This is a genomic window from Aquirufa salirivi (genome assembly GCF_045310485.1).
Taxonomy (GTDB): domain Bacteria; phylum Bacteroidota; class Bacteroidia; order Cytophagales; family Spirosomataceae; genus Aquirufa; species Aquirufa salirivi.
The window spans coordinates 157,347-177,706 of the sequence record NZ_JBEWZH010000001.1 but is presented as its reverse complement, the minus strand read 5'-3'; the positions used below and the strand labels follow the sequence as shown (position 1 = coordinate 177,706).

Annotated in this window: 18 protein-coding genes; 10 read left to right on the top strand and 8 right to left on the bottom strand. The window is 38.5% G+C overall.

Going from position 1 to position 20,360, the window contains the following annotated elements; translation table 11 throughout:
• The first annotated feature begins 14 nt into the window (after positions 1 to 14).
• From U0R11_RS00680 to U0R11_RS00645, 8 genes are read left to right on the top strand one after another with little or no spacing between them, the layout of a single operon-like run.
• A complete protein-coding gene (locus tag U0R11_RS00680) occupies positions 15 to 1,250 on the top strand; it encodes an NADH-quinone oxidoreductase subunit D (RefSeq protein ID WP_406749335.1) in 1,236 nt (411 codons plus the stop codon).
• A 3-nt stretch (positions 1,251 to 1,253) separates the two neighbouring features.
• Positions 1,254 to 1,748: an NADH-quinone oxidoreductase subunit NuoE family protein gene (locus U0R11_RS00675; protein WP_406749334.1), complete on the top strand. Its 495-nt coding sequence runs from the start codon at positions 1,254 to 1,256 to the stop codon at positions 1,746 to 1,748.
• 6 nt (positions 1,749 to 1,754) lie between these two features.
• Complete coding sequence (gene nuoF / locus U0R11_RS00670) at positions 1,755 to 3,095, top strand: NADH-quinone oxidoreductase subunit NuoF (RefSeq protein ID WP_406749333.1); 1,341 nt, start codon at positions 1,755 to 1,757, stop codon at positions 3,093 to 3,095.
• Positions 3,096 to 3,097: 2 nt separating this feature from the next.
• Complete coding sequence (locus U0R11_RS00665) at positions 3,098 to 4,258, top strand: glycosyltransferase (RefSeq protein WP_406749332.1); 1,161 nt, start codon at positions 3,098 to 3,100, stop codon at positions 4,256 to 4,258.
• A 40-nt stretch (positions 4,259 to 4,298) separates the two neighbouring features.
• Positions 4,299 to 5,330, top strand: a complete 1,032-nt coding sequence (locus U0R11_RS00660; RefSeq protein ID WP_406749331.1) for a 2Fe-2S iron-sulfur cluster-binding protein — start codon at positions 4,299 to 4,301, stop codon at positions 5,328 to 5,330.
• 5 nt (positions 5,331 to 5,335) lie between these two features.
• Positions 5,336 to 6,460 (top strand): NADH-quinone oxidoreductase subunit NuoH, encoded by a 1,125-nt coding sequence (nuoH, locus tag U0R11_RS00655; protein ID WP_205753270.1) that lies wholly within the window; start codon positions 5,336 to 5,338, stop codon positions 6,458 to 6,460.
• A 4-nt stretch (positions 6,461 to 6,464) separates the two neighbouring features.
• A complete protein-coding gene (locus tag U0R11_RS00650) occupies positions 6,465 to 6,983 on the top strand; it encodes a NuoI/complex I 23 kDa subunit family protein (RefSeq protein WP_406749330.1) in 519 nt (172 codons plus the stop codon).
• Positions 6,984 to 6,991: 8 nt separating this feature from the next.
• Positions 6,992 to 7,507 (top strand): NADH-quinone oxidoreductase subunit J family protein, encoded by a 516-nt coding sequence (locus tag U0R11_RS00645; RefSeq protein WP_166232608.1) that lies wholly within the window; start codon positions 6,992 to 6,994, stop codon positions 7,505 to 7,507.
• Positions 7,508 to 7,575: 68 nt separating this feature from the next.
• Here U0R11_RS00645 and U0R11_RS00640 read toward each other — a convergent pair whose 3' ends face one another.
• Entirely contained in the window at positions 7,576 to 8,250 is a 675-nt protein-coding gene (locus U0R11_RS00640; protein ID WP_406749329.1) for a hypothetical protein, read from the bottom strand.
• A 231-nt stretch (positions 8,251 to 8,481) separates the two neighbouring features.
• Between U0R11_RS00640 and U0R11_RS00635 the strand changes: the two genes are divergently transcribed.
• Both U0R11_RS00635 and U0R11_RS00630 read left to right on the top strand, forming a co-directional pair.
• On the top strand, positions 8,482 to 9,543 hold the full coding sequence (locus tag U0R11_RS00635) for a sensor histidine kinase (protein ID WP_406749328.1): 1,062 nt from the start codon (positions 8,482 to 8,484) through the stop codon (positions 9,541 to 9,543).
• Between the two features lie 4 nt (positions 9,544 to 9,547).
• Positions 9,548 to 10,291, top strand: coding sequence for a LytR/AlgR family response regulator transcription factor (locus U0R11_RS00630; protein WP_406749327.1), 744 nt, complete (start codon positions 9,548 to 9,550; stop codon positions 10,289 to 10,291).
• Here the strand turns inward: U0R11_RS00630 and U0R11_RS00625 are convergent, their stop codons facing one another.
• The 7 genes from U0R11_RS00625 to U0R11_RS00595 are packed head-to-tail and all read right to left on the bottom strand — an operon-like array spanning position 10,292 to position 20,172.
• Positions 10,292 to 12,301: a TonB-dependent receptor gene (locus U0R11_RS00625; RefSeq protein WP_406749326.1), complete on the bottom strand. Its 2,010-nt coding sequence runs from the start codon at positions 12,299 to 12,301 to the stop codon at positions 10,292 to 10,294.
• Positions 12,301 to 13,065, bottom strand: a complete 765-nt coding sequence (locus U0R11_RS00620; RefSeq protein ID WP_406749325.1) for a hypothetical protein — start codon at positions 13,063 to 13,065, stop codon at positions 12,301 to 12,303. The genes U0R11_RS00625 and U0R11_RS00620 overlap by 1 nt, the downstream gene beginning before the upstream one ends.
• A 22-nt stretch (positions 13,066 to 13,087) precedes the next feature.
• Positions 13,088 to 13,852, bottom strand: a complete 765-nt coding sequence (locus U0R11_RS00615) for a glycosyltransferase family 2 protein (protein WP_406749324.1) — start codon at positions 13,850 to 13,852, stop codon at positions 13,088 to 13,090.
• Positions 13,853 to 13,854: 2 nt separating this feature from the next.
• Positions 13,855 to 15,126: a glycosyltransferase gene (locus U0R11_RS00610; protein WP_406749323.1), complete on the bottom strand. Its 1,272-nt coding sequence runs from the start codon at positions 15,124 to 15,126 to the stop codon at positions 13,855 to 13,857.
• Positions 15,123 to 16,226: a non-hydrolyzing UDP-N-acetylglucosamine 2-epimerase gene (wecB, locus tag U0R11_RS00605; protein ID WP_406749322.1), complete on the bottom strand. Its 1,104-nt coding sequence runs from the start codon at positions 16,224 to 16,226 to the stop codon at positions 15,123 to 15,125. The genes U0R11_RS00610 and wecB overlap by 4 nt, the downstream gene beginning before the upstream one ends.
• A 53-nt stretch (positions 16,227 to 16,279) precedes the next feature.
• Entirely contained in the window at positions 16,280 to 17,650 is a 1,371-nt protein-coding gene (locus tag U0R11_RS00600; protein ID WP_406749321.1) for a hypothetical protein, read from the bottom strand.
• A 17-nt stretch (positions 17,651 to 17,667) separates the two neighbouring features.
• Positions 17,668 to 20,172, bottom strand: coding sequence for a LamG domain-containing protein (locus U0R11_RS00595; protein ID WP_406749320.1), 2,505 nt, complete (start codon positions 20,170 to 20,172; stop codon positions 17,668 to 17,670).
• Positions 20,173 to 20,360: the final 188 nt, after the last annotated feature.

The window sequence follows — 20,360 nt, the reverse complement described above, 5'->3', positions numbered from 1 at the left end:
TCAACCAGCGAAACATGTCTGAAGTAGCATTTGTAAATAACCCCAACGTAGGTCTAGATAGGACGCCTAAAAGCGGTCCTTATGTGAACGAGTTGACTACCCTAAACCTGGGGCCTACGCACCCAGCCACGCATGGTATTTTTCAAAATATCTTGACGATGGACGGGGAAACCATTGTGGATGCCGAACAAACGGTGGGATATATTCACCGTGCATTTGAAAAAATTGCGGAACGTCGTCCTTTCTATCAAATTACCACATTAACTGACCGCATGAATTACTGTTCAGCACCTATCAACAATATGGGCTGGCACATGACGGTAGAAAAATTATTGGGGATTGAAGTTCCTAAACGTGCACAATACATTCGTGTGATCATGATGGAATTGGCTCGTTTGGCGGATCATATTATTTGTAATTCCATTTTAGCAGTAGATACAGGAGCTTTAACGGGTTTCTTGTATGTATACCAGTGGAGAGAGTTTATTTACGAAATCTATGAAGAGCTATGTGGAGCTCGTCTAACGACTAATATGGGTCGTTTTGGTGGCATGGAAAGGGATTTAAGCCCGGTAGCCATTGAAAAAATCAAGAAAATATTGGCGGAGTTACCAGCGGCATTGAAGGAATTTGAGAGCATGGTGGTTCGTAACCGTATTTTCATGGATCGTACACAAAACGTGGGTGCTATTTCAGCAGAACGTGCTTTGAACTATGGTTTTACAGGACCTAATTTACGTGCAGCTGGTGTGGATTATGACGTTCGTTCATTAAACTCATATTCGTCCTATGAGGATTTTGATTTTGAAATTCCTGTAGGCACCAAAGGAGATACATACGATCGTTTTTTAGTTCGTGAAGAGGAAATGTGGCAGAGTTTGCGCATCATTCAACAGGCGATGGATAATTTGCCAGAAGGACCTTACCACGCTGATGCGCCGCATTATTATTTGCCAGCTAAGCAAGAGGTTTATCGCAACATGGAAGCATTGATTTACCATTTCAAAATTGTGATGGGAGAAATTGATGCACCCGTAGGTGAGGTTTACCACTCGGTAGAAGGGGGTAATGGAGAATTAGGATTCTATTTGGTTTCGGATGGAGGACGTACACCGTATCGTTTGAAATTCCGTAGACCAGGATATATATATTACCAAGCATTCCCAGAGATGATCAAAGGTTCAACTTTATCTGATGCCATTGTGACGATGTCATCGATGAACGTGATTGCAGGAGAGTTAGATACATAATACATGGAAGGTAAGAATAACATAGTTTTCCCGGCAGAAACGCTGGATTTAGTGAAGAAAATCATCGCTCGTTACCCAGAAGGGAAACAGAAGTCGGCACTTCTGCCTATTTTGCATTTAGCCCAAGCTGAGTGGAAATGGTGTAGTCCAGAAGTGATGGATTATGTGGCTACTTTGTTGTCCATCAAGCCTATTGAGGTATATGAAGTGGCTAGTTTTTATACCATGTTCCATTTAGAACCGGTAGGAGAACATGTAATCGAGTATTGCCGAACTGGTCCTTGCTGTTTAATGGGTGGAGTAGAAGTTTATGACCACTTGAAAAAACGATTGGGTGTGGAAACGGGTGGAACTTCCGCCGATGGAAAGTTCACGGTGAAGGAAGTAGAGTGTTTGGCAGCTTGTGGTTGGGGACCTGTATTTCAGATTCGTGAGAAGTTTTACATGCACTTGACCAAGGAGAAGGTAGATCAAATCATTGATGAATTAGGAAAATAAGCGAGGATGAAGATATTAACCGAACATATTGAGGTACCAGGAATAGAGACGATTGATGTTTATCGTAAGCATGGTGGGTACCAAGCGGTGGAAAAAGCATTGAAAAAAATGACTCCCGATGAAGTTACTGAAGAAGTAAAAAAATCAGGTTTGCGTGGTCGTGGAGGAGCAGGTTTCCCTGTAGGAATGAAGTGGTCGTTTTTGGCAAAACCAGAAGGCGTCCCTCGTTATTTGGTATGTAATGCCGATGAATCTGAACCAGGTACCTTTAAGGATCATTATTTGATGTGGAAATCGCCTCATACCTTGATTGAAGGTATGATTGTGTCCAGCTTTGCTTTAGGTGCCAATACATCGTATATCTACGTTCGTGGTGAATTGATGTATGTGATTCATATTTTAGAAAAAGCAATCCAAGAAGCTTATGATAAAGGTTTATTGGGTAAAAATATTTTAGGCTCTGGCTACGATTTGGACTTGTTTGTTCAGTCGGGCGGAGGTGCTTACATCTGTGGTGAGGAAACAGCATTATTGGAGTCATTGGAAGGGAAACGGGGTAACCCGCGTAATAAGCCACCATTCCCAGCTGTAAAAGGTTTGTGGCAATGCCCTACCGTGGTAAACAATGTGGAGTCTATTGCCGCTACTTCTTGGATTGTGAATAACGGTGGTGATGCCTATGCACAGATTGGTGTGGGAAGAAGTACTGGTACTAAATTGATTTCAGCTTCAGGGCATATTCGTAAGCCTGGGGTGTATGAAATTCCATTGGGAATTACAGTAGAAGATTTTATTTATTCAGATGAATGGTGTGGCGGAATACGAGATGGTCATAAATTAAAAGCAGTCGTAGCTGGAGGTTCTTCGGTGCCTATTCTGCCTGCGGAGATGATTTTAACAACCGCAACAGGCGAAAAGCGATTAATGACGTATGAGTCTTTGTCGGACGGTGGTTTTGCTACAGGAACCATGTTAGGTTCAGGTGGATTTATTGTGATGGATGAAACGACTTGTATCGTACATAATACCTTGACTTTTGCCCGTTTTTATCACCATGAATCATGTGGACAATGTTCTCCATGTAGAGAAGGTACGGGCTGGATGGATAAAGTTATTAAGCGAATTGAATTAGGCCAAGGACGAAAAGAAGATATTGATTTGTTAGTGGATGTAGCTAAGAAAATAGAAGGAAATACGATTTGCCCATTAGGTGATGCGGCTGCTTGGCCAGTATCAGCAGCAATTCGTCATTTTAGAGATGAGTTTGAATGGCATATTGATCATCCTGAATTAGCGACTCAACCTGGTGCTGTTTATATGCGTCCTGGTGCTAGCTGGTCTAATTAATGATGGGAGCCAAAATTCTTTTTGTAGGGCATGATGCCAACCGTGCTGGTGCACAATTGGTTTTATTGCATTGGCTTAAGGAAAATGCGGCGAACGGGAATAAGGGATATTTGTTATTAGAAAAAGGAGGGGATTTACTCGCTAGCTACCGTAAATATGCGGAAGTATGGATTTGGAAGAGAGAGCATAGCAAGACTAGAAATATATTAAAGAAAATACCTTTTCTCAAAAGAGAGGAAAGTTCACCAGATCGAGAACCCAATAAAGCCGAAGTTAAAAAAATGCTGAGCGAGTTTCGCCAGCAAAAATTTGATTTAATTTTAGGAAATACGGTGGCATCTTTATCCTTGATGCAACAGCTGTCTTCCCTAAAAATTGCTTTTGGCGCTTATGTGCATGAATTGAAATTTTCTTGCGAGACGTATGCCTCGGAAAAAGATATGCAGTTTTTGGCTCAGAAAGTGAAGCATGTGTATGCGGTTTCAGAACAAGTGAGGCTATTATTGAAGGAGAAATACGAAATATCTAGCGAAAAATTGGCCTTGTTGCCTCCGGTAGCTGAATTAGCCAAAGCTAAATCCAGCACTTCCGAGCAAGTTCGGGAACAGTTGAATATCCCAGCCTCCAGCCCTATGGTTTTGGGTTGCGGATTGGCCGAATGGAGAAAAGGAACGGATGTATTTATTCGAGTTGCCAGACAGGTAATTCGTTTGAAACCTGAAGTTCATTTTGTCTGGTTAGGGATGGGAGATAACCTGTATTCAGCAGAGCTTATAGAAGAAAAAGAAAAATGGGATGTGGGTGCACAAGTGCATTTGATTCCAGCTAAAGCAGATACTAGAGCTTATTTTGAAGCCATGGATTTATTTTTTCTATCTTCTCGCGAAGATCCTTTTCCATTGGTGATGTTAGAAGCTGGCCACCAAGCGAAACCTGTGTTAGGTTTTCAGGAGAGTGGAGGCATAGCCGATTTCACACAGGGTTTAGAAGGATTGTTAGTTGATTATATGGATGAAGGTCAAATGGCGGATTTAATCATACATTGGCTGAATGCTTCTGAAACTGATCGCTTAGCAACAGGTGAAAAATTAAAAATTAGATCTACTCAATATACCGTAAAAGCGTTTATGGAACGTTGGGCTGAACTAGAAAAAGATCTTTAATTGAACATGGATCAAGGGCTTAAACCCTTAAAAATAGAAAATGAAAGTAACAATTGATAATATCACTTTAGAGGTAGAACCAGGTACTACCATCATGCAGGCAGCAAGGATGATTGGTCCGGAGATTGCTCCGCCTGCTATGTGTTACTATGAGCCATTGAAAGGAACTGGTGGTAAATGCCGCGGTTGCTTGGTGAAAGTGACGGCTGGTTCTGAAAAAGACCCTCGTCCTATGCCTAAATTAGTTCCTTCATGCATAACTACGGTTCAAGAGGGCATGATTGTGGAGAATACCATCAATGAGCAGGTATTGGAGACTAGAAAAGGCATTGTGGAGTTTTTATTGTTAAATCACCCATTGGATTGTCCTGTTTGTGATCAAGCAGGAGAATGTCATTTACAAGATTTCTCTTTTGAACATGGCGTTTCTTCCACCCGAACTATCGAAGATAGAAATACCTTTGAACCCGTTGATTTAGGTCCTTACATCAAACTAAACATGAATCGTTGCATTTTATGTTACCGTTGTGTATATGCTGCAGACCAATTAACCGAAGGCCGTGTTCATGGTGTGATGCACCGTGGTGACCATGCGGAGATTAGTACTTACATTGAAAAGGCCATTGATAATGATTTCTCAGGTAATGTGATTGATGTATGCCCGGTTGGAGCTTTAACGGATAGAACGTACCGATTTAAGAGTCGAGTTTGGTTTTCTAAACCTGAAGATGCGCATTGCGACTGCGATAAATGTTCCGGAAATGTGACTTTGTGGTATCGTGGAGATGAGGTAATCCGAGTTACGGGACGTAAAAATGAGTGGGGAGAAGTGAAGGAATTCATTTGCAATACTTGTCGTTTTGAGCGTAAAAAAACCTCGGATTGGGTGATTGAAGGTCCTACCAAAATAGCCCGGCATTCGGTTATTTCAGCCAATAAATATGGAGCTAATTTGATTAATCCATCCTTCCCGATCAAGCAAGCGGCTTTAGCGTATAAGCTTATTGATGATGATCGTGATCGTAGTTTTTTACCTGCTAGAAAGAGTCTTCCCAGTTCAGAAAAGAAATAATAATTATGGAATTAATTAATACCGTTTTTATAGCAAAAGCCATCATCGTTGGAGTCGTATTTGCGATTACCTTGGGCGTGGCTGCTTATTCAACTTATTTTGAACGAAAGATTGCCGCGTTCATGCAGGATCGTATTGGTCCAGACCGCGCAGGTCCTTTTGGTATTTTACAGCCTTTGGCAGATGCCGTGAAGATGTTCATGAAAGAGGATTTTATTCCAGCAAATTCCAACAAATGGTTGTTCATTGCCGGACCTTGTTTATCTATGTTAACAGCTTTGATGACTTCTGCAGTTGTGCCTTTTGGTGATACGGTCACCATAGGAGGTGCAACATTTGATCTACAAGGAATTGATGTGAACATCGGTATTTTGTGGGTATTCGGTATTGTTTCTTTAGGTGTTTATGGCATCATGATTGGAGGCTGGGCTTCTAACAATAAATTTGCGCTGTTAGGAGCTATTCGTGCCGCTTCCCAAAACATTTCTTATGAATTGGCGATGGGTATGGCCATCATCACCATTTTGATGATTACGGGATCTTTATCTACCAAAGAGATTGTAGAAGTCCAACAAAATGGACATTGGAATATATTCTATCAGCCTTTAGGATTCCTAATTTTTATTATTTGTGCCTTTGCCGAGTGTAATCGTACGCCATTTGATTTACCAGAATGTGAGACAGAATTAATTGGAGGCTACCATACCGAGTATTCTTCTATGAAATTAGGTTTCTACCTGTTTGCGGAATACATCAATATGTTTATTTCAGGAGCAGTGATGGCAACTTTGTACTTCGGAGGATATGATTATCCCGGGGTAGATTTTGTTACTCAGCAGTTTGGAAGTAATGTAGCTAGCTTTGTAGGTGTTGGAGCTTTGATAGGAAAGTCTTTAGGCTTTGTTTTTGTCTTTATGTGGGTTCGTTGGACCATTCCAAGATTCCGTTATGATCAATTGATGAACTTGGGTTGGACAGGCTTAATACCATTGGCCATGTACAATGTGGTTGTCACAGGTTTTGGAATTTTGGTAGGTAAACCCTTCATGGTGTCCATTGCTGGATTAGTACTATTAATCGCAGCATTGTTCGTGTATGATCAATTATTAGTTAAGAAAAAAATAGCTTAGGTATATGAAATTAAGCAATAAAACCAAGGTGTTGGAGCAAGGGGAAATGACCCTAGCAGAGCGCATGTACTTACCTGCCATTGTAGGAGGTATGGCCATTACCTTAAAACACTTCTTTTCGAAGCCTGTTACTATTCGCTACCCAGAACAAACACGCTATTTAGGTCCAGTGTACCGTGGTCAGCATATCTTAAAGCGTGATGAAGCAGGAGCGGAGCGTTGTACTGCTTGCGGTCTATGTGCCGTGGCTTGTCCAGCCGAAGCTATTTCGATGGTAGCTGAAGAGAGAAAAGCAGGAGAGGAGACTTTATACCGTGAAGAGAAATATGCCAAGGTATATGAGGTCAATATGCTGCGTTGTATTTTTTGTGGATTATGCGAAGAAGCTTGCCCTAAAGAGGCTATTTTCTTGCGACATGACACCATGGTACCTGTATTCCACCAACGTGATGAAGTGATTTGGGGTAAAGATAAATTAGTTGAAAAAATGGATCATCGCTATTTGCGCGATGGTTGGAAATAAATTGATGTATGGAGATTTCTAATATTTGGTACTTTTTATCGGCCTTGACTTTATTAAGTGCGCTGATGGTGATTATTTCTAAAAATCCCATTCACAGTGTCTTGTATTTAGTATTTACCTTTTTCTGTATTTCAGCGCATTATGTTTTGCTGAACGCTCAGTTTTTGATGGCAGTTAACATCATCGTTTATGCGGGAGCCATCATGGTACTGTTTTTGTTTGTGATCATGATGTTTGATTTAAAGAAAAACATTCCTGAATCTAAGAGTTCATTGACCAAATTGGCGGGTTCTGTTGTGGCAGGTACTTTATTGGTGATTCTAATAGCGATTATTCGTAAAAATACTATTCCAGGGCCTGCTTTGGAGAAGTTTAATTCACAAACGGGTATGGTTGAGAACCTAGGTCAAGTTCTTTATGGAGAGTTTTTACTTCCCTTTGAATTGGTTTCGATCTTGTTCTTTGTAGCGATGGTAGGTGCGGTGCTATTAGGTAAAAGAGAAGCAGGAGAAAGAAATTTCTAAGGTCACTAGATCACAAAGAAAAAGGCGAACCACACGGTTCGCCTTTTTTTATATTCAGAGAGCAGATATTATTTTTTATGGTTAATCTTATGATTAAAGAATCCTACTTTTAAACCTACTTGGCCTGAAAGTCCTGAAAGTTCTGGTAGCTCATCTTTCCCTATGGCTAATCGATAATTAGCACCAGCGAACAAGCGAATGTATTTATGCACATTTAGCTCAGCATTGATACCCGGTTGTAAGCCAAAAGCATTACGTCCATTTCTCCAATAAAAATTATCATATCTTCCACCTGGGCCTGGCATACTTGCCAACATCATTTCATCTTGATAACGAATAACTCCAATCATCAAAGGAAAACTTAGATGGACTAATTTGTTTGCATTAGGGGTGTAAGCCAAGGATAAAGCAGAGAATTGTTGTCTTAAATCATTGGAATAAATTTCATTTCTGTGTCGCATACTTCCTAAAAAACCAGCGCCAATTTCCCATTTATTATTGAGATGCAAGGCTAAAATACCTCCTTGCTGAGGACCCAATTGTCCAAATTGAACTAGGGGTGAAAAGGATAAACCAAAACTTTTGATTTTGGGAGAGACTCCTCCTTTAAGTAAAGTTTTGGTTTCAGAAGCATTTTTACTCTCTTTACTATCTTGGGAAGATAGCGTTGTTTGAGCTAAAGCAACATTAGACAGGAACACGGATAAACAGAGGATTAAGGGGCGGATTGAATAAAGCTTCATATAATGTTGGTTTGACTTGATGTTCCGAAGGTAAATAGCTTTTCTTAAGTTAATTTGTTTATTCGATTAGCCTAGTTGAAAGGAGGATGTATACCCTTATTTTGTCGATAAGCCTTCGTAATTTCTCTTGAAGTCGAAATTCGGCTATTCGTCGATGCATTTTGCTGACTAGAAGAGTGGATTTCTAATTTGGTGCAGATTGGCTAGCTTTGTGTACAATATATTACATATATGTGGAAGGCTTTATTACAACCTAAATCTCAACGAACTTTTAAAATACTTTTCAACCTTATTTTATGGGGATTGTGGATAGGTTTACCCTTATTAAGTCCTGTACATCAATCGCACTCCAACGAGCATCCTCATCCACATCAAAACCCGGAATTCACAGAGCATATTTGGGTGGAAATTTGCACCGTAGTGCCCATGTTCTATACCATTACTTTAGTGTTGATTCCTATTGTCTTTAGGCAAGGCGGCGTGTTCTCCTACATCGTATCCGTAATTTTATTGGTGATATCCTTTTGGTTTATCCAGTATTTCGTGATGGCCTATGTATTGCCTTTTGACGACAGTGCTTTGGAATGGCCTACCATCAAGGGCTTTTTTCCCTTGATCATGATTACGGGAATTGCCTCTACTTATGGATTATTGTTGGAGTTTATTACCATTGAAGCGCGCAATGAGGAATCGAAAAACGAGCAAATGAAGTCGGAATTATCCTTTCTTCGTTCTCAGATTTCTCCCCATTTCATCTTCAATGTCTTAAATAGCATTGTGTATTTAATACGTACCAAAGCCGATAAACAAGCTGAGGATGTAACCATTCGCTTATCGAATTTAATGCGCTACATGTTGTATGATTCAGATCAATCCATGATTCCATTGAATAAGGAATTGGAATACTTAAAGAATTACATTGACTTACAAAAAATGCGTTTTGATGACGATGTGAAAATAGAATTTGAAGTCAAGGGTAAAGTGAATAATTGCGTCATTGAACCCATGTTATTGATTCCATTTGTGGAAAATGCTTTTAAACATGGGGTTGGATTTGTCATTAACCCAGTTATAAAAATAAGCTTTGGGATTGAAGATGGTATTTTGGAATTTAAGGTAGAAAATAAGAAAGGTGACCATGATCCCAGGGTAAAAGATGAAAGCTCAGGTATTGGATTAAAAAATGTTCGTCGTCGATTAGAGCTACTCTATAAAGGTAGACACGTATTGGTTATCGAAGATGTAGAAAAGGATTTTAAAGTAGGATTACGCATGAAATTGCATAAAATATAGGCATATGGAAAAGCTACAGTGTATTGTTGTCGATGATGAAAACATGGGCAGAAAGTTATTGGAAGAGAATGTTAGACAATTGCCTTTCTTGCATTTGGTAGCATCTTGCAAAAATGCTTTTGAAGCCATGGAAGTGTTACAAACACAAACGGTGGATTTAATCTTTCTGGATATTCAAATGCCGGGTATGTTGGGTACCCAATTTTTGCAGACCTTGAAAGAAAAACCATTGACCATATTGGTTACGGCCTATGATCATTATGCTGTGGAAAGCTATGAATTGGATGTGGTGGATTATTTGATGAAACCGGTTAGTATTGAGCGATTTAGCTTAGCTGCACATAAAGCTTTGGACTTATTTCAAAACAAGAAAAATAAATTGGAGGCTAGCCCCAAAGCGGCTAATTCTGAACTACCTCAGGAAGATTTCTTTTTTGTGAATGTGGAGTATGCCTTGGTTCGAATATCCATTCCCCAAATCACCCATATCGAGGGTTTAAAGGATTATGTCAAAATTTATTTGGAAGGAGAGAGAAGACCAATCTTGACGAAACTGACCATGAAGTCTATGGAAGCCAAAGTGATTAATCATTCTTTCATGCGCGTTCATAAGTCCTTTATTGTGAACATGCGGAAAATTGAATCCATCAAGCAACAAAGAATCAAAATTGGTACATTTGAAATACCTGTCAGTGATTCACATGCTAGTGATTTAATGGAAAAATTGAATTTTACTCGCCCGTCTTAATTAAAAGAAGTTCAAAGTAAGTCCTCCTGAAAAATTTCTTCCGGGTGAAGCATTAAAATATCGGGCACCCACAGCATTTAGATCGGGACCCGCACTGTATTTTTCGTTTCCAATATTATCCGCGGCAAGCCATAATTCCCAGGTGTATTTAGTCCTATTTTTGCGGTAAGAGATCTTGCTATTCCAAACCCGACTCGAAGGAAGGATGTCCGTATTGGCATCGTTCAGATACAAGTAATCAGTCATTAGGAACTGCTGGTTCCAGTTTAAACCTGGTAATATTTTCCAAACAAAGAGTAAGGATTGCTGGAAAGGGCTGGTGCCTGTCAAGAAATTGCCATTAAAGCTTCTTCCTGCACTGCTGTAATCCGTAAATCTAAAATTTTGCCAAGTAGTTGCGGATAGTACTTGAAGGAAAGGAGTAGCTGTCCATTGTAGGCTTAATTCCATTCCTTGTTGGGTCGTTTTCCCTACATTGTCATAAAAATCAGCCCCATCAGCCGCTCTTCTCAAGACGATAGTTTCATCTAAATTGAATTGGTATAGGCTAAGATCCCAGGTTAAATTAGCAGTAGGACTCCATCCGCGATAACTAAGTTCATAATTCCAGCCTTTTTCTGCTCTCAAAGAACGATTGATGACATTGGTAGATGGTCTAATTTCAGCGATGCTTGGAGGTGAAAATCCATGGGCTACTTTGGCTACTAGATTTTGATTTGCTCCTATCCTTCTTATGATGGCCAGTCTGGGAGAAAAAATACCTTCACTGGATTGAAACTCGGTCCACAGTTTATTGTAACTACCTGCCAACGTAAAGGCCCAATTTTTCAGACCGTCATATTCCAATTGGGTAAAAATACCACCTTGCTGCACGCGTGTATTTTGTTCAAATTGTAAGGTGTCTTTCACCCCTTTTCGGTTACCATACGTGCGGCTATCAAATTGTCCCACCTGAAATTCATATCCTAGATCCCAGGTAAATTGACCTTTTCCAGCAGCTTGTTTGTAATGGATAACACCTCGGTTATTCAGGTTAGGTTCTTCACGGAATTCATAGTTTCGAATGGTCGGGTTTTCTATGCTGTTCACTTGTACAGCATGTATGGCATCCCAGGCCCAGTTGGCATTCCAAGCATTGGAAATGTGAGCTCCTACAAAATAACTTTTCAACTTAAATGTGGCCATTTGTTCGATAGCCCCTCGGTTGATTCCCGCGGCAGGTCTGGCCTGAATGGGGTTTTCTTGGTATTGCTTTAAGGTCAAACCACCAGGAGTTTGATAGGCCAAATCCCCATAATAGGCGATTAAATTGATGGCTCCGGTTGTCCCAAAACTTTTGTTCCATTCATAGGAGAACCATTGCTTTTTCATGGCCGACTGATCACGGTATCCTTGTTGTTGCCAAAATGAAGTATAAAAACGGTGAGAGCTGCTAGGTTTTCCTAATCGGATGTCCCAGGATTGCTTGTATCCTCCTAAGGAATGGAAAAGTTCTTGATGCTGAACAGATGGGGCACGGTATGCCTGGCTTGAAAGTAGCAACACACCACCTGTTCCAGCTCCATACAAGCCACCACTCGGACCTTTGGAGACCACTAATTGTTGAAATTGCTCAGGATCCAATAAGGAAAAATAGGAATTATTTCCCGCATCGGTAAAAGACATTTGGTTCCAATATATTTTCACGTTTCTTACACCAAATGGAGCACGAAGTGAGCTACCGCGGATGGCTAAACGATAACTACCTGGTGAGCGTTCTTCCATCCGAATACCTGCCTGCGAATTTAATGCGGGCAAGAAACTTAGGGCATTTCCTACCTGTAGTTTACTAGAATCTAGTAAAACTATGGCATCTGGAGAACGTAGAGGATTACGTTTCTTTTCAAAGGCTTGTACTTCTACATTCGCTAATGTTTTATTCGAAAATTCGTCCTTAGTTTGTGCCCAAGCTAAAGTAGGGATAAGTAGAAAAATACAAATCCTGATGATAGAAGTAAAGCGTATTTTCATTAAAAATAGTAGGTAAGGTAGGCAGAAAGAAAATGTACACTCGAAGCAGGAATTGATTTAGAATTTGGATTCGAGGATGAGCCCAAGTTAAGTAATTCATACATGAAAGTTGCCCCGATTTGTTGGCGTTTATATTCAATTTTCCCTTTAAAAGATAAATCATTGGCTGTACTCAGTGTTTGAAAGGGAACACCCACATAGCGCCCAAATAGTGTTACTTCTCGGATGATGGGTTCAAAAACCTGAGCAGAAACAGTAAAATCACTTTTTCCGGGAATTTTCAATCCAAAACCTGCTGTGATTCCATGCAAGCTGTATTTTTCTTCTTCTATGTATTTATAAGTGGGCGTTGAAATTCTTCTAGCTAAAGATTTACTGTAAATACTTACCATAGGAAAGAGAAAAGGCTCCACTTTTTTTGCTTTATGTTGCCATTTAATACCCAATTCAGCCTCTCCGCCACGGTAGGCTGATTCTAAATTGTTTAAATTAGAAGGGGCATTTTGAGGTTCAATAAAGCTATAATTGGCGAGGTCCACAGGAGAATGATGGGTATTGCCGTAAGTTTTTAGCCTCACGAAAAACAGTTTTTTGGAATTGGGCTTTTGAAACGTGATTTGTGTGGAGAAATCTATGGTTTGTTGATTTTCATACCACATAACATGGCTACTACCTACACTGGTTTCTAATTTGAACTTTTGTCCCCAGCTGATGGGCCCAGATAAAAGCAAACATAGTATAAGTAAGTAGTTTAGTTTTTTCATATTCTTATAAAATTATAAAAGATTACCAGTATTTACCTTTTTTTTGCCAAGTAAAAAGTAGGCCACGTATGATGATAATCAGATGGTTGATACAAGTGGTGAAAAATCCAAAGTGCTTGCTTAGTATTTGAAATCGTTCTTTCCAGGTTGTTTTTAGATTTTTTACGGAGGCACCACCCATTAAATACCGACAAATGGGATATTGTGTCTTTTGGATGCTTTGGGCCAATTTTAAACAATTGATCTCCCAATCAATATCGGAACTCATCCGATAATCCATAGAAAATGGCGGAGCTATTTCCCTTTTGGCTATGAAAGATTGATGGCAAACCAACATGCCTTTGTCAAAGTCTTTCCAAGTCAAGTTCTGGGGAAGTGGATGGGGGCTAACTTCTGAACGTAAACCAATGGCCTTTCCAGCTGGATTGACAAATATGGCATCTCCGTACAATACATCAGGATCTTTTTGTAAGTCGATCAAGATTTGTCGGAGTGTATCTGGATCCGCAAAAGTATCACCAGCATTTAAAAAATAGAGGTACTTACCACTAGCCAGTTGCATTCCCTTGTTCATGGCATCGTAAATGCCTTTGTCTGGCTCAGATACAACATGTGCTATCTGCGAGGCGTAATGATTGACCAACTCCAACGTGCGGTCACGCGAGCCACCATCGATGATGATGACTTCAAAGTCCAATTCCCCTTGAGAAAAAATACTGCGTAAGGTATTTTCAATGTAATCTTCAGCTTGGTAAGTGACGGTGATGATACTAAGAAGTTTCGACATACTTAAAGGCTGGTTTGATAGAACTGAAGATGTTTTTGGGCAATGATGGAGGCCTCATATTGCGTGATTACTTTTTTTCTTGCCTCTAAACCTAGTTCATAGGAAAGAGCAAGTATGTAGGTAATTCCTTGGCAAAGGTCTGCCGCATCAAGTTTCTGAGCCACGTAACCATTTGTCTGATGGTCAATCATTTCGGGGATTCCACCGACTTGAAAACCTAAGCAAGGTGTTCCGCAAGCCATAGCTTCCATGATGGTATTGGGTAGGTTTTCTTCTAAAGAAGGGGTAATAAACATGGCGGCAGATTGGTAGGCTAATATCATCGTTGAGACATCCTGTACTTTTCCCAAAGTATGTATGTTCAATGCCAATGATTGCATGATATCTGGATCTGAAATTTCACCCACGACCAAAAGTTCCGTTTGTTTAGCCATGTCTGGATGTTGTTCGGACCACTGTTGTATGGCGGTTTTTAAATAGCTAAAGCCTTTTTCTGGGGCAGAGACCCGCATGGCAACAAACAATAAATACTGTTTATCGGGATTAAGTCCCAAAGAGATCTTGGCTTGAGTTGCATCCCCTGGTTGGAAGATGTTGATATCTATGGGGTTTGCGATGGTTTTTATTGGAGCACCTTGCAAAATACTACTTGATTTGGCTCGATTTCCAAGCCAGTCGGAGCAGGTGATGATGTGCAAATTGGGATAATGAAATTGCTTATTTTTTTTAGCCCACAATTGTTGTGACAAATCTCGTGACTTCGGTTTGGCTAAAAACTTACAGTGACCACATGCCTGCTCAAAACCTTGGCATGAGCCACTATGGTGGCATCCACCCGTGAATGCCCACATATCATGGAGAGTCCAGAAGATGGGTTTATTTAATTGCAAGAGTTTTTCTATCGAATCAATGGAAAGAAAACCAAAGTTGACCCAATGTAAATGAATGATATCAGCCTCTTGGACAGCAGGATGTTGGGAGATATCTTGGCCGAAAATGCCAGGATTAAATAGGAAGCGGATGGATTTATCTCGTTCAAATCGGGCAAAATAGAGCCTTTCTGCAACGAACCGAAGGAAAGCCATCCACTTTTTCCAAGGAGAGGAAGCGAGAGAAATACTAGCATCTTCACCCGACTTCTCTTGAACTAATAGTTTAACGTGATGCCCCGCTTTCTCCAAAGCATCATGCAGTCGACCGCAGGCAATCGCCGCTCCACCATTGTGATTATGGTAGGAGAGTAAAACGATTTTCAAGGGTCTGTTTGGGCTCATGAATGAGGGAACAATTGGTGAATAATGGCGGCAATTCTGTCGGCTGTATGTCCATCCCAAAGCGGAGGTACTTCCCCTTTTTTGACTTCACCATTCAAAATGGCAAGTAAGGCGGCATAGGTTTTCTTAGGATCTAAATCTGCCAATAATTGATTTGTTCCCAAAGTAACAGTGATGGGTCTTTCTGTACTATCTCGGAAAGTTAGGCAAGGAATTCCTAGGTAAGTAGTTTCTTCTTGGATTCCCCCCGAATCCGTTAAGATAGCGGAGGCATTGGACATCAATTGAATGAATTCCAAATAACCCAAAGGCTCCGTTAATATTAAATTCGGAATTTGATTCAGTCGATTCGATAACTGAAACTTATCGATATGGGCTCTCGTTCTTGGGTGGATTGGAAATACCACCTTGGTTTGAGAAGTACTCAATTCCAATAATTCCAAGATGGAATGAAGCCCTTGTTCGGTATCTACATTGGCTGGACGGTGCATGGTCACCACGATAAATTGCTTGGGTTGAACCTGCAAATCCGCCATGATGGTACTCTGTTTGGCCTTTTCACGGTAGCGTTCTAGGGAATCTATCATGACATTTCCCACAAAGAATACTTTTTCGGGAGCCACACCTTCATTTTTAAGGTGTTGCATGCCGCTTTCCTCTGTGACAAAAAGGTAATTAGCTACAGAGTCCGTTAAAATTCGATTAATTTCTTCAGGCATTTTGCGGTCGCCACTGCGTAAACCAGCTTCTACATGGGCTACAGGGATATCCATTTTGATGGCCACCAAGGTGCATGCGAGAGTAGAGGTTACGTCACCCACTACAATAATCAAATCCGGTTTCTCAGCTTGAACGATGGGTTCAAAAGCCAACATGATTTTGGCGGTAACTTCAGATTGTGTACCACCACCAATACCTAGGAAAAAGTCGGGTTTAGGAAGTTCTAATTGCGTGAAAAACACATCACTCATTTTGGCATCAAAATGCTGACCAGTATGTACAATTTTGGATTCCCAACCTTCCATTTGTTGGATGGCACGGTGTAGAGGTGCTACTTTCATGAAATTAGGTCTGGCACCTACTATTTGTAATACTTTCATTTAAAATATCTTTGCATGGGTATGTTCTACAAAGATACTGTTTTGATTCAAAATCAATCTTTAAAAAATGGCTCAAGCAATGGATAGAAGTTTTCGCTTAATTTATAGATAGTATATCTTTTATCTAAATTTGATTTTTGTCGATTGATACTATTTGATATTTGAAAAAGTAGGTTAGCTTTTTGATTTACTGTACTAATGAATCTAGAACGAATTTGTCTTTGGGTCTCAATTGGTTTTTTTTCAGCTCCCAATATTTCATTTAGTTCGTCAGAAGAGAATTCATAATTAAACCCTTTTGAGTACATTTTATGTAAAATTTCAATTTCAAAATTTGAAAAGGAATTTAAATCATCAGTGTAAATTTTAATCCTTCTTCTTTTTTGGTAAATGAAATAATAAAGTGCTATTAAAATTAGTATTAGTGAAAAGGTGATAAAAATGGAATCATAAAGAATGTTGTCCTCAGTCTCATATAGTTTAAATAAGAGTTTGGACTGTTTAAATAATGTATCTATTGATGTGGAATCTATAAGAAAATTAACCTTGTTCCCAACTAGAAATTTTTGATATGAGAATATTTTATTTTTATTGTAATGTGTAATTTCTTGATCTAGGGCATCTGTTAATTTTGTATGCGGACCTTCGTAGGAATAAACTTTATTAGATTCAGGATCAGCAATTAGATTTGAGTTTTGATATTTAAAGAGAAAATATGGACCTGCTGGTTTTGTTTCTGGTAGCATTAATGCCAATCGATCATTAATTTTTCCAATTCGTTTCCAAGTTTTTGTATTGAAATCAAATTCCCAAAAAGTGTATTTTTTTGTTTTTGCAAATTGAAATGGTCTGGGTAATTCCAATGCATATACTTTATCATTCTTTGGTGAATAACAGGAAAATCGATTAGTGAACCTTTCAGGGCTTTCGTCGAGTTGAGTATAAGTTTCCCATTCCGAGCTATTTTGATCAAAATAGGTTAAAATATTATGGTATTGCCAAAATCCATATCCACCAAAACTGAAAAGTGTATCTTTTCTAAGAAATTGAACAGATTGGAAATTATAGCCAGTATGAAAAGATTTATCTATTCTTTTTAAAAGTAAATCTTTTATATAAAGTTTATAAACTTGGCCGGTACCTGGGATTGTAATTATAAAATCGGACTTTGTTTTAAAGGCATTAAATTGATATACAGGTAAAATCAATTTTAAATCAACATTTTCGAAAGTAAGTTCACCCAAGGGATTCCATTTATTTGCCGAGATTTCTTCAAAGATTAAATGAGAAGAAAGGTCGATCCGAAGTCTTTTGTTCGAATTGCTATTTAGAAAAGTAAACTCAACATTTTGGGCCGATAACTCGAAGGAAATGAAAAGTATTAAGAATGAAATAACCAGAAATTTATTTTTAGCTAAATTCATTTCATCAAAATTCAAGATTAAAATTTTATACTATTGGTTGAAAGATAATTTATTTCTTCCGGTTTTAATACTCTATTCCAAATTCCAATATCATCTAAATTGCCTTTGAAAAATTCATTAAAATACCTAGACCCAATCATCAAATTTGCCGTTGAACTTACAGCTTTTGATCCAATGGTCATTTCTGTTTCTAATTGTCCATTTTTATAAATACTTACTTTGTTGCCATCATACGTACAGATGATGACTTCCCAAAAATTTGCTTTTAGGATAGAGTTAGTCCAAATATCCGTATATCCAATTCCATTTAAATTAGCAAAAGAGAAATCATATCTAAGATTTTCATTATCCTGAAGTAAAAAACCTTGTTTGGTAGAATTTTGTGTAGTGATTAAACATCCCCAAGTTCCAGAAGAAGTTCTAGTGTTTTTTACCCAAATTACAATACTTAATTCTCTAGTTATTAAGGGTAAACTTGGGCCAATTAAATAACTTGTACTACCATTAAATTGGCATGCACTTTGATTATTATTACCATACCTGTCAAATGTATAAGTGATATTTGTTTCTGTCAAGTGCAAATTATTTCCACTTTTGTCTAAAGAATTACCATTAAAAGGATAATAAGCAACTATACTATTTTTAACGCTACTTGATAAATCAATTAATGTAGAGAATGTTTTTACAGGGCCATAAGACACTCCTCTTTCATTTATGGCATAACCTTTTACGTAATAAGTAGTAGAGCTAATTAGTCCAGATATTTTACGCATTTCTCCAAAGGGTGGATTTACCGTATTTCCAAACAAAACTTTAGTATCGTAAATAGTTGGATTTGAGTTAGTAGAGGAGTAGCAAATACCGTATTCTGTAATTGGACTACCGCCGTCATTATCAATTTCAAGGCCAGCTCTTACCGTGTTATCAGTTATTTCTGCAAAATCGTTAGTTCCTACTTTTGCAAAGGATGGAGTCAAAGTAACAAATGAATTCTCGAGTCCAATTGAAGTCCCTTTACTATTAGTTGAAAAAGCCTTAAAGTAATATTTTGTACTTGATTTTAAATCTTTCAAATCAACTGTATACAAATCTGGTTCCTTATTTGAAACCAATAGTTTGTCTGACGGATTTGGATTTGTCCCGAATAAAAATCCTTTTTCAGTTATATCTGTGCCCCCATTGTCTACCATTTTGCCACTTAATGTAACTGATCTAGTCCCAATATTCAATGGAATACCCGTTTCAACTGTTGGCTTTTTATATTCTAGTGTTTTAAATGTGTATTCCTTTCCGTAAGAAACCCCCTTTGAATTAATAGCGTAGGCTCTAAAAAAGTAGGTAGTTTCGTCTTTTAACTGAGTAACTACTGTAGAATAAGCTCCTTTACCTTTCCCATTAGGGATTTTTATATTTGATATCGTAGGATTAGGAGATGTATTTAGACAAAACCCTCTTTCCGAAACTTCATCTCCACCATCATCAGTAACAGTACTAGTCAATTGAACTGAAGTATAGTTGATGTTTTTAGGCTCATCAGAGGTTAATGTAGCCAGTAAGTAATCTGCTGTTGTAAAGCTTAATGTTTCACCATAGGATGTTCCCACTTTATTTGTCGCATAAGCTTTAAAATAGTATTTGGTATTAAATTTCAAATCTTTTAAATCATGATTGTACTTTACTGAGTCATTTGTTGAAACCTCAATTTTACCTATTGGATTTTGGTCTGTTCCAATTAAAAATCCTTTTTCTTTTATTTCTGAGCCTCCGTTGTCCGTAATATTTCCATTTAAAGTAGCAGTTAATGCTCCTATATTGGTCGCATTTGTTGTTACTATATTCGGTTTTTTTAATGTCAAGGTCTTGAACGTATATTCTTTTCCGTATGATGTTCCTTTACCATTAATAGCATAGGATCTTGCGTAATAAGTGGAGTCTTCTTTTAATTGCGTTACAACAGTTGAGAAAGCTCCTGAACCTTTACCATTAACAATTTTAATATTTGTCGTAGTTGGATTTGGTGCGTTATTGAGACAAAAACCTCTTTCTGTAACTTCTGTTCCCCCTTCATCTGTCACAGTGCCAGTTAATTGAACTGTAGTGTAGGTTATATTTTTAGGTTCCTCCATGGTTAATGTGGCAAGCAAATAATCTGCTGTAGTGAAATTTAAAATTTCTCCATAGGATGTACCTTTTGTATTAGTGGCAAATGCAGCAAAATAGTATTTAGTATTTACTTTTAGATTATCTAATTCTTTTGCAAATGTACCTTTACCATATCCCACTGAAAGTTTGGTATCACTAACCGATGGTTTAGGATTTGTTTCACTCATAACAAATCCCCTTTCAGAAGCCGCAGAAAATCCTTCATTAGTAACTTCGCCATTGATTTTAGCTTTTGATAATGAGATTTCGCTTGCTGGTAAAGTTAATACTACGGGTGGAGTTTGAGGCTCCTCTGATTTACAATTTGATAAAACCAATAAATAAATTAATGGAAGATAGAGCTTGGAAAGATTTTTCATAAACTTTGATATTAGACCATCTCAAAGTTTTAAAGTTTATAACTGTCAATGAAAAATTATTGCGTTAATTGCAAAGTCACGTATGTCACGTATTTCATTTGGGCATTTTAAATGAATTTTAGTGAATAAAACGAGCATCGATCTAATATGCTAGAATTAGGTTAATTTATTTTGAATCCCAGTGGAAT